The sequence below is a fragment of the Streptomyces bungoensis genome, from assembly GCF_001514215.1.
Classification (GTDB): Bacteria; Actinomycetota; Actinomycetes; order Streptomycetales; family Streptomycetaceae; genus Streptomyces; species Streptomyces bungoensis.
In genome coordinates this window covers 285,227-294,107 of record NZ_KQ948856.1, presented here as the reverse complement: position 1 = coordinate 294,107, position 8,881 = coordinate 285,227, and the positions used below count along the sequence as shown (strand labels likewise).

Annotated in this window: 7 protein-coding genes; 1 reads left to right on the top strand and 6 read right to left on the bottom strand. The window is 75.0% G+C overall.

Translation table 11 applies throughout. The annotated features are described in order from the left end of the window. The 3 genes from AQJ66_RS15830 to AQJ66_RS15820 form a co-directional block, all read right to left on the bottom strand. Window positions 1–1,054, bottom strand: a 1,054-nt coding sequence (locus AQJ66_RS15830) for a glycosyltransferase family 2 protein (RefSeq protein ID WP_079060238.1), incomplete at its 3' end; no start/stop codon positions are given. Continuing rightward, window positions 1,051–1,872, bottom strand: coding sequence for a glycosyltransferase family 2 protein (locus AQJ66_RS15825; RefSeq protein ID WP_061921508.1), 822 nt, complete (start codon window positions 1,870–1,872; stop codon window positions 1,051–1,053). The genes AQJ66_RS15830 and AQJ66_RS15825, both read right to left, overlap by 4 nt. Before the next feature lie 333 nt (window positions 1,873–2,205). Continuing rightward, window positions 2,206–2,640, bottom strand: a complete 435-nt coding sequence (locus AQJ66_RS15820) for a hypothetical protein (RefSeq protein ID WP_244162834.1) — start codon at window positions 2,638–2,640, stop codon at window positions 2,206–2,208. 240 nt (window positions 2,641–2,880) lie between these two features. Between AQJ66_RS15820 and AQJ66_RS15815 the strand changes: the two genes are divergently transcribed. Continuing rightward, window positions 2,881–3,687 carry an SGNH/GDSL hydrolase family protein gene (locus AQJ66_RS15815; protein ID WP_061921502.1) on the top strand — a complete coding sequence of 269 codons (807 nt, stop codon included), beginning with the start codon at window positions 2,881–2,883 and terminating at the stop codon, window positions 3,685–3,687. Between the two features lie 64 nt (window positions 3,688–3,751). Here the strand turns inward: AQJ66_RS15815 and AQJ66_RS15810 are convergent, their stop codons facing one another. Genes AQJ66_RS15810 through AQJ66_RS15800 form a run of 3 tightly spaced genes read right to left on the bottom strand, consistent with a single transcriptional unit; the run spans window position 3,752 to window position 8,847 of the window. After that, window positions 3,752–5,365 carry a serine/threonine-protein kinase gene (locus AQJ66_RS15810; RefSeq protein WP_061921746.1) on the bottom strand — a complete coding sequence of 538 codons (1,614 nt, stop codon included), beginning with the start codon at window positions 5,363–5,365 and terminating at the stop codon, window positions 3,752–3,754. A 45-nt stretch (window positions 5,366–5,410) separates the two neighbouring features. Beyond that, a complete protein-coding gene (locus AQJ66_RS15805; protein ID WP_061921500.1) occupies window positions 5,411–7,039 on the bottom strand; it encodes a HoxN/HupN/NixA family nickel/cobalt transporter in 1,629 nt (542 codons plus the stop codon). Beyond that, window positions 7,036–8,847, bottom strand: a complete 1,812-nt coding sequence (locus AQJ66_RS15800) for a tetratricopeptide repeat protein (protein ID WP_425264281.1) — start codon at window positions 8,845–8,847, stop codon at window positions 7,036–7,038. Before AQJ66_RS15800 ends, AQJ66_RS15805 begins: the two co-directional genes overlap by 4 nt. Window positions 8,848–8,881 lie beyond the last annotated feature (34 nt).

The window sequence follows — 8,881 nt, the reverse complement described above, 5'->3', positions numbered from 1 at the left end:
CGCCCCCCGACCGGCCCCGCGCGGGTTGTTGGGGGCCGCTCCGCCCGCTCTCCTCCGCCCCGCCACCCGCGGAGCCCCCGGCGGTCACCGGCAGCACCGAGAACGCCGTTTCGCCGTGCCGTGCCCGGGCCGTGCCCACCAGGTAGCCGCCCGCCGCCGTGAGCAGCCCCGCGACGATCGCGCCCGCCCGGGCCACGCCGCCCGGGCGGGCCAGCAGGGCGTCCCGGAGGCCGCGGGCGACGCCCGCGGGCAGGACCCGGGTGGTGTAACGGCGTTCCGACTCCAGGCCCTTGGCGGCGCCGACGCTGCGTGCGACCAGTGCCTTCGACAGGCCCTCCGCGTAGGTGCGGGCGCGGAAGTAGGCGAAGTGCTCGCGGGCCGCGGGCACCCGGTGGTGGATCACCGCCCGGTCGTCGACGATCAGGACCGCGTCGGGGCGGGCGCGGCCGAGGCGGATGCACAGCTCCGTCTCCTCGCAGCCCAGCGGGCGCCGGTCGCCGTCGCGGCCGATGCCGGTCGCGAAGCCGCCAGCCGCCTCGAACGCCGCACGCCGGAAGGAGGCGTTCCCGCCCAGTACGTTGCGCACCCGGACGCGGCCCGGCGGCAGCCCCCGGTAGGTGCAGCCCACCACCCAGTCGAACTCCTCCGGGAACCAGGCCGGACGCCGGCCCGACGCCCAGACGGGCACCGTACGGCCGCCGACGGCCCACACCCGCGGGTCGGCGTACCCCTCGGCGAAGCGGCGCAGCCAGTCCCGCTCGGCCACGGCGTCGTCGTCCAGGAAGGCGATCACCTCCCCCCGGGAGGCGGCGACACCGGTGTTGCGTCCCGCCGACAGGCCGCGCGGCCCGGCGTTGGCGAGCACCCGCACGCCGGCGGCGTCCTCGTACGTGCGGGCCAGCCGCTCCAGCAGGGCGGCGTTGTGGTCCACGACCAGGAGTGTCTCCAGCGCCGGATACGACTGCGCGCGCACCGAGGAGACCGCCGCGAGGATGTCCTCCCAGCGGTCCTCGGTGTACACGCAGATCACGACGGAGATGCCGGGATCCTTCACGACACCTCTCCCCGGACCGTGTCGAGCAGCGGAGAGTGGTGTTCCTGGCGGCGCAGCTCACGCCGGTTGGAGCGTTCCCGCAGGATGACCTTCAGCACCCGTAACCCGTCCCGCACGGCCCGCAGGTTGCTCGTGCCGTGGATGCGCAGGTACTCGTGGCTGGGGATCTCCTGCACCTTCAGCCCGGCCTTGACCACTCTGATGTTCATCAGCGTCTCGACCTCGAAGCCGGTGCAGTCGAGGTCGATCTTGTCCAGGCAGTGCCGCCAGAACGCGTTGTAGCCGTAGCACAGGTCGGTGTAGCGGGCGCCGAACTTGCGGTTGACGACCGTGCACAGCGCCCAGTTGCCGAGCTTGCGGACGAACGTCATGTCGTCGGTGCCGCCGCCGTTGGCGAAGCGCGAGCCCTTGGCGAAGTCGGCGCCCGAGACCAGGGCGGACACGTAGCTGACGATCTCGCCCCCGTCGGCCGAGCCGTCCGCGTCGACCATCACGATGATGTCGCCGGTGCACGCCTCGAACCCGGTGATCAGGGCGTCACCCTTGCCTCTGCCCCGCTGTTCGACGACCTTCACCCGCGGCCACAGCGAACGGGCCACCTCGACGGTGTCGTCGGTGGAGTTGCCGTCCACCAGGACGACCTCGTGTACCCAGTGCGGCAGGCTCTTGAAGACGTAAGGCAGGTTCTCCGCCTCGTTCATGGCCGGGATCACCACGCTCACCGGCGGAGTGATCGCCAGGTGGGAGGAGATGGGCCGGTAGTGGACGGCGATCAACGGATCCCGGTCCGCACCGGGTGTACGCACGACAGAACTCACGAGCTGGTCCCTCTCGTCCGGTGGGCCGCCCGCCCCTGGGCGGCCCGGCTGTGTGTCCGGTTCGAAAGGGGAGCTGGCCGGCCTGCCGCGAGAAGAAGGCAGCCGGTCGCGCGGCACGGCCCGGTCACACGCTGCGGTCACCGAGCACGGCACCCCCCTACCGCGCCCCGCGCCGGACGTCACGGCCCCGAGCCCTCCCCTGGACCGTGTGGCGACGTACCGATGCGGGTGAGATGTACGACGGTATTGACGATCGGAGCGGAATGGCAACACCTGACAGGTGGTCTCACCTTGTTGTTGGTATGGCCGTTACGCGCCTTTGGTCTGCGCTGATCACTCTTGAGGGTTTTTCCTCGAACGGGATTTCCCCGCGACGAGGACGGACAGCAGGAGCAGCAGGCTGATGCCCGCCACCGCGACGACCCCGCCGCGGACCGACCAGCGGTGCAGGGCCAGCATGCCCTGGGCGACCAGCATGTCCACCACCACCGCGCCCGCAAGCGCGGTGAGCACCCGGCCGTAGGGATCCAGCCCGCCCAGGGCCGCCGCGATCGCCGCGGCCGGCGCGGCGAGCAGGAAGAACAGCGCGAACGGGCCGCGCAGGGGCGAGCCGGAGTCGGTGAGCGCGAGCGTCGCGCCGACCGCGCCCACGGCCGTGGCCGCCCCCGCGAGCAGCGGTGACAGGTCCCTCCCCGGCCCGGTCCGCCCCTGCCCGGCGTCGCCCCCGGCGCCGTCCGGTGAAGGTGTCTTGATACCCAAGGTCTGCATTGGCGACTTTGCCCCCCGGTGCGCCGGATGCCGGGCTTCAATGTCGCGCAGGCTCCCGAGGCCCGTCAAGACGACCGCCCGCTCTCAAACCCCTGTTCCCTTGTGCGCTAAGCGGCTTTTCTGACGGTCTGTCGCTCGAGATGTAGTTGAGAATCAAAAAATTCTTGGCATGGACACTTCCAGTCAACACGCGTAGTTGGTACATCAGTTGCAGCAGAGATCCTGCTAAAGGGAGGTTCCATGAGACGTTCCCGACTTACCGGATTCGTGACCTCGCTCCTCCTCGCCGTCGGTCTGTCCCTCACCGGGGCCGCCGCGGCGCAGGCCTCCTCGACAGTCGCGACCGGCGGCTATGTGGCACTCGGCGACTCCTACTCCTCAGGAGTCGGCGCGGGCAGCTACATGAGCTCCAGTGGCAGCTGCGACCGCAGCACCAAGGCGTACCCGTACCTGTGGAACGCCGCCCACAGCCCGACGTCGTTCGCCTTCAACGCCTGCTCCGGCGCCACGACGGACGACGTGCTCGCGAGCCAGCTGGGCTCGCTCAGCTCCTCCACCACCCTGGTGTCCATCACCATCGGCGGCAACGACGCCGGATTCGGCGACGTCATGACGACCTGTGTGCTCCAGTCGGACAGCGCCTGCCTCTCCAAGATCAGCGCGGCGGAGGCGTACGTCGACTCCACGCTCCCCGGCAAGCTCGACACCGTCTACAACGCGATCAGCGCCAGAGCCCCGTCCGCCCGGGTGGTCGTCCTCGGCTACCCCCGGTTCTACCTGCTCGGCCAGGCCTGCCTCGGCCTCTCCGAGACCAAGCGGTCCGCGATCAACAACGCGTCCGACTACCTGGACAACGCCATCCAGAAGCGCGCCACCTATCACAACTTCGTCTTCGGCGACGTCCGCCCCACGTTCACCGGTCACGAGATCTGCTCCGGCGACTCCTGGCTGCACAGCGTCAACTGGCTGTCCGTCAGCGAGTCGTACCACCCCACCGCGGCCGGCCAGTCCGGTGGCTACCTGCCCGTCCTCACCAACCTCGCCTGAGCCGTCCGTCCCCGGCACCACCGTCCCTGTGAGCCTTCGCGCGTCCACCCGTCCGAGTGAATTCTCAGGGTGAACCGGAAGGAGACGCGGAGGCCCCGTCCGACGGGGTCTCCGCCGCCGTCGTACAGGCCACCGTGAACGGCACGGAGTTCGACGTCGTCCGCACCGGACCGCGCACCTCGACGCCGATCTCGTTCTCCACCGTCCCGCCGCCGGAGTAGGCCGTCACGGTCACCCGGGCCTCCCGGATACGCCCGCCGCCCGCCGGGAACGGCAGCGTCCGCCAGCCCGGGTCGGACAGCGACCCGTGCGCGAGCACCCACCGGTACTCCACCTCCGCGGGCAGCCGCCCGACCGTGAACGTCGCCGTGAACGCGGGCGCCTGGGCGGCCGGCGGCGGACAGCTCCCGGAGTACGCCGTGTGCGCACCGGCCACGGTGACGTGCACGGACTGCGCCGGCCCGGCGGACGTCGGGCCGCCGCTCGTCGCGGGAGGCGGCGCCCCGGTGGCCGCGCCGCTGCCGGAACCGGCCGAGGGGGAGCGGCGCGCGGTGTCGCTCGCCCGGCTGGTGCGCGCGCCCGCGTTCCCGCCGTGGCCGCCGCCGCGGTCGAGGAGCGCGTACGTCAGGCCCGCCACCGCCAGGAGCACCGCGAGGATCCCGGCCGCCAGCACCGCACCGGACCGCCGGCCGCGCTCCGGCCCGGCCGCCGTCGTGCGGGGCCCCTGATACCCGGTCGGCGAGGGTGAGGGCAGAGGCGCCGGCGGGGTGGGGGACGGCTGCCGCGGCCGGCCCGCGCGGGCCGGGGCGTACGGGGGGACGGGCACCGGCGCGGTAGGGGCGGAGGGCGACCCGCCCGCCGCGACGGTCCGCAGCTCGTGCTCGGCCCGCTCGGCGGACAGCCGCGCGGCGGGGTCCTTGCGCAGCAGGCCCTCGATGACCGGTGCGAGGGGCCCGGCCCGGCGGGGCGGCGGCAACTCCTCGTCCACCACGGCGCGCAGAGTGCTCAGCGGGGTGTCCTGCCGGAACGGGGAGGCGCCCTCCACGGCCGCGTACAGCAGCACGCCCAGCGACCACAGGTCCGACTCCGGACCCGGGGTGCGGCCCAGCGCCCGCTCGGGCGCGAGGAACTCCGGGGAACCGATCACCTCGCCCGTCATGGTCAGCGCCGAGCTGCCCTCGACCGTGGCGATGCCGAAGTCGGTGAGGACCACCCGGCCGTCGTTCGACAGCAGCACGTTGGCCGGCTTCACGTCCCGGTGCAGCACCCCGACGGCGTGCGCGGCGCGCAGCGCGGCCAGCACCTCGGCCCCGACGTGCGCCGCCGCCCGCGGATCGAGCGGGCCCTCCGCCTCCAGCCGGTCGGCCAGCGACAGGCCGCGCACCAGCTCCATCACGACCCAGGGACGGCCGCCCTCCACCGCCACGTCGTACACCGTGACCACGTTGCGGTTCGCGACCCGGGCCGCCGCCCACGCCTCGCGCTCCAGGCGCGCGTACAGCCGCTCGACGTCCGGGGCGGGCAGCCCGGCCGGGGCCCGCACCTCCTTGACCGCCACCTCGCGGTGCAGCACCTCGTCACGGGCCCGCCACACGGTGCCCATGCCGCCCTCGCCCAGCGGGGACAGCAGACGGTAGCGGCCCGCGATCACACGTGCGCGGCCGGGCTCTTCGGACACGGGCGCCCCCCACGGCATCTGACGTGATTTCTCCACAAACGTAGCTCAGCCCAGCGCCGATGCCGCCCCCTTGAGCACCAGTCCGGCACCCAGGGCGACGACGGTCAGCGCGGAGGCGAGCGGCAGGGTCCGGCGCACCAGGGCGGCCACCGGGTGGGCGGTCCAGCGCGGACGCCGGTCCAGCACCCGGGTGACCCCCGATCCGAGCCGGACCACGGCGAACCCGGCCGCCGTGAGCGTCAGCGCGAGCCCGGCGCCGTAGGCCACGACGAGCAGCAGCCCGAACCAGGCCTTGCCCAGCGCGGCGGCACCGACCAGTACGACCACCGCGGAGGGGCTGGGCACCAGCCCGCCGGCGAACCCGAGGAGGATCGTGCCGCGCAGGGTGGGGACGGTGGGGTGCGTGTGGGTGTGACCGCCGTGCGTGTGTGCGACGGCGTGCGGGTGCGGGTGCCCGTGCGGGTGGTGGTCGTGGTCGTGGTCATGACCGTGGTCGTGACCGTGCTCGTGGTCATGGTGGTCTCGGTCGTGGTGGTGAGCGCCCACCGTGGTCAACCGACGCTCCGTCACCCCGACCTCCGCGCCCGCGTGCGCCGGAGCGTGGGAGTGCGCATGCGGGTGCCCGTGTCCGTGGCCGTGCGCGCGGTTGCGCCAGGCGCGGCGCACGAGGTTCGCGCCCGCCGCGAGGACCAGGGCGCCGCTGGCGATGCCCAGCCAGGCGATCACCGAGGGCGTGGCGGCGGACCCGGCCGTGACCAGCAGGCCCAGCGCGACCACGCCGAGCGTGTGGGTCACCGTGACCGAGGCGGCCAGTGGCAGCACGTCCCGCATCCGGGCCCGGCGGCCGCGCGCGGCCGCCGAGGCGGCCATCAGCGTCTTGCCGTGGCCCGGCGCGAGGGCGTGCAGGGCGCCGAGGACGACGGCGACGAGCAGGGCCAGCGCGGCGAAGCCGAGGGTGAGGTCGCGGCGGGCCACCAGGTCGTCCAGCGCGCGGGTCCAGCGGTCGGCGCCGCGGGGCAGCACGGAGGCGGCCGGGGCGCCGGGCCGCTCCTCGGTGAGTGCCGGGCCGCCGGGCCGCACGCGGACCGAGGCCGTGACCGTGTCGGCGGGGGAGGACAGCAGGTCCTTGGGGTAGGTGGTGAGTTCGTGCGAGACGGACGTCTTCGGCACGTCCGTCCCGGTGAGCGTCATGCGGTCGCCGCGTGCGGTGATCTCCCGCCAGCCGGGCCCGCCGGTGGCGCCCGCGCTGTGGAAGCCGAGGGCGACGGACCGGGCGCGGGGCAGGGGAGCGGTGAACCGGCACTCCACACGCAGGGTGTGCAACCCGGCCTGCCCGGGCCGCAGTTCGGCCCGGGCGGAGGCCGGGGCCAGCGCGGCGGGCCGGCCCGCTACGGTGAGCCGGCTGTCCCGTGCGGCCCCGGCGCACCGCCGCCCGGCCCACGCGGTCAGGCCCAGCCGCCGGATGTCGGGGCCGGCCTGGGTCGCCGGGATCTCGGCGAGGTCCTCCACGTGGTCGACGCGGAGCTGTCCGGGGGCGGCGACGAGACCGTCGTAGCGGTTGACGGTGAAGTTGCCGAGGGGGTGCGCGCTCGCGGCCGTGGCCGGGACGAGCGCGAGGGAGCAGGCGGCGGTGAGGACGGCCGCGGCGGCGGCGAGCGGGCGGCGCGGGTTCACCGGGCCGCCCCCAGCGCCGCGCGGGCCTTCGCCGCGCCCAGCGGCGAGAAGCCGGGGTTCAGCCTCAGGGCCGCCCGCAGGGAGGCCCGGCCGTCCTTCCCGTGGCCGGTGGCCAGCTCGATCATGCCCCGGTGGTAGAGGAAGGCGGCGTTGCGGTACCCGGTGGCCGTGGCCCGGCGGGCGTACCCGAGTGCCTCGCGGTCGTGGCCGTTGACGTGCAGCGCCCAGGCGAGGGCGTCCGCCGTGTGCACGGTGTGGCGGCGGGACCATTCGGCACGCGCCGCCCGCAGGGCGGCGGCCCGGTCGCCGTGGTCGGCGGCGGCCAGCGCGGTGTCGAGGTCGGCGTCGACGCCGTTGGCGCGGGCCAGCGCGATCCAGGCGTCGACGAGGGCGTACTGGTCCCGGGCCCGTGCCCGGTCGCCGGCCGCGCCGCGGGCCTCGTACAGCTCGCCGAGTTCCACGAGCGGGCCGGGCAGCGGATAACGGGCGACCACGGTCTCCAGGCCCTTGATCGCCTCGTCCCGCCTGCCGCTCGCCGCCTGGGCGCGGGCCCGGCCCTCCAGGGCGGGGAGGTAGTTCTCGTCGGCGGCGAGCGCGCGGGCGTAGTGGCCGAGCGCCGCCTTGTAGTCGCCCTGGTTCCAGGCGAGCTGGCCGAGCTGGGCCGCCACGTACGCCACGTCGCCCGGTGACGTCGCGCCGCCCGCCGCCTGCTCCAGCACGCGGCGGGCGGTCGGGACGTCGCCGCGCAGTTCGCGCACGTAGGCGTAGCGCGTGAAGACCGGCACGCCCGGCTTGCGGGCGTCCGCGGTCGCGGCGGCCCGGGCGGCGTCCGCGTACCGGCCGAGCTCGACCAGGGCGTCGACCCGGGAGCACAGGGCGCGTTCGCTGTACGGGTTCTGCCGCAGCGCCCGGTCCGCGTAGGTGAGCGCGTCCGTGAAGTCGTGCCGGGCGGCGGCGAGGGCGGCCCGGCCGGCCAGCGCCTGGTCGTTGCCGGGGGCCAGCGCCAGGGACCGCCGCAGGGCCTTCTCGGCCTGCGGGTACCGGGCGGGGTCGCCCTTGGTCCGCGCCTGCTCGACATAGGCCAGCCCGAGGGTGGCCCAGCCGTCGTGGTCCCGGGGCTGGGACCGCAGGTGAGCCTGCAGCGCGGCGATGCTCGCGTCCAGGTTCCCGCTGCCCAGCAGCCCCGGATCGACGGCACTGGAGGCGGCCGCCACCGGCACCGGTTCCCGCGCGGCGCCGAAGGCGATGGCCCCGCCGGTCAGCGCCACCGCGAGCAGCACGGCACACCCGGCCAGCTGCGCCCCCCGCCACCGCCGCCCCGCCGCGGCGAACCGCCGCACGGCGGCCACCTTCTGTTCGTCTCCGGACCGGACAGGCCCCGGCGCGCCCCCGTCACCGAGGGCCGCGGGGTTCCCGTCGGCGGGGCCCGCGGTCGGTCGTGGCTCGTTCGCGGTGTGCTCCGGCGTGCGGTCGCCGTCGGTGCGGCCGCCCGGCGTGCGTGACCCGTCCGCCGGGTCCACCGGTGTGGCCGAGTCGCCGCCGGAAGGCTCGTGCGTGTGCGGCTCGGCGACGGAGGTCCCCGGTGGGCGTGACCCGTCGGCCGAGGCCCCCGTCCCAGGTCGCCCGGCCGCGGAAGCACCCGGCGCGTGCCCCGCGCTCCCCGAACCGCCGGGAGCCTGCGTCCCGTCCGCCGGCGCACCCGGTGTGCGGTCCTCCGCCGAGGCCGGCACCGGCGTGTCGCGGGCGTCGGTAGCCGTCGGCGCGGGCCTTGGGACGGCGGGCCTGTCGTCGTGGGTGTGCGGGGGCATGCCTCTCCTCGGTCGCCTGGTGGGGTCGGAAGGG

Bases quoted from the DNA above. Each gene is read 5' to 3' on its own strand.
- AQJ66_RS15800 (WP_425264281.1), bottom strand. From the start codon at position 8,847: ATGCCCCCGCACACCCACGACGACAGGCCCGCCGTCCCAAGGCCCGCG.
- AQJ66_RS15815 (WP_061921502.1), top strand. From the start codon at position 2,881: ATGAGACGTTCCCGACTTACCGGATTCGTGACCTCGCTCCTCCTCGCC.
- AQJ66_RS15820 (WP_244162834.1), bottom strand. From the start codon at position 2,640: ATGCAGACCTTGGGTATCAAGACACCTTCACCGGACGGCGCCGGGGGC.